This window comes from Pseudomonas tremae (assembly GCF_001401155.1).
Lineage (GTDB): Bacteria > Pseudomonadota > Gammaproteobacteria > Pseudomonadales > Pseudomonadaceae > Aquipseudomonas > Aquipseudomonas tremae.
Genome location: NZ_LJRO01000010.1, coordinates 1 through 764, shown reverse-complemented (window position 1 = coordinate 764; position 764 = coordinate 1). Strand labels below are relative to the sequence as shown.

Annotated in this window: 1 protein-coding gene and 1 pseudogene; both read right to left on the bottom strand. The window is 61.5% G+C overall.

Annotation, left to right across the window (positions count from 1 at the left end; translation table 11 throughout):
- A pseudogene (locus ALO43_RS31785) lies at positions 1 to 205 on the bottom strand (taurine ABC transporter permease); the annotation flags it as partial.
- Between the two features lie 107 nt (positions 206 to 312).
- Positions 313 to 764 (bottom strand): ATP-binding cassette domain-containing protein (locus ALO43_RS00045; protein WP_157062255.1); only part of this gene is annotated, 452 nt, incomplete at its 5' end.

The following is a 764-nucleotide window of genomic DNA, read 5'->3' as shown; positions in this document are numbered from 1 at the left end:
CCAGACCGATGCGTTGCAGGCTGGCGTCCAGATGCTGCCAGAGTGTGGCGTCCATGTAGCCCTTGGTTGTCAGCAGCCAGCCTTTGCTCAGCACATCCGCTGGCGGTGGCAGGAACAGCGGCTCGATCCAGCCCCCGGCAGTTACCGCCCACCAAAGAGTCAGCAGTGCCGCGAGGGTCAGGATGCTGATCGCTCGGGTGCTCAGATAAACCTTCGGCGTGGGGGCAGCCGGTTGTTTGGCGAACGGTTTGCTGATGCCGGTCAGTTCGCGGCTATCTATAAGCTCATGGCTGCCAACAGGCTCAAGTCTACTCATACACGCTGCTCCCGGGTGTGCTGGGAAAACACGCTGGCCAGCACATGCTCGCGGGTTTCGATAAAGCGCGGATCGGACTTTATCGCGCGGGCCGATTCGCCAGCGGCGTAGCGACGGCCGAAGCCCAGGTGCAGATGCTCGGCGATACGACCAGGGTTAGGGGCGAGCAGAACCAGGTCGGTGGCGAGGAAAACTGCTTCTTCTATGTCGTGGGTTATCAGAAACACCGGCTTGGCGGTACGTTGCCAGACTTGCAGCAGTAGCTCCTGCATCTGCTCACGGGTGAAGGCATCCAGTGCACCGAATGGCTCGTCCATCAACAGGATGCGCGGATCGGCTGCCAGCGCTCTGGCCAGGCCGACGCGTTGCCGTTGTCCACCGGAAAGCTGCCATATTCGCCGCTGGTCAAAACCGGCCAGATCCACCAGTGCCAACATCTCCCTCGCTC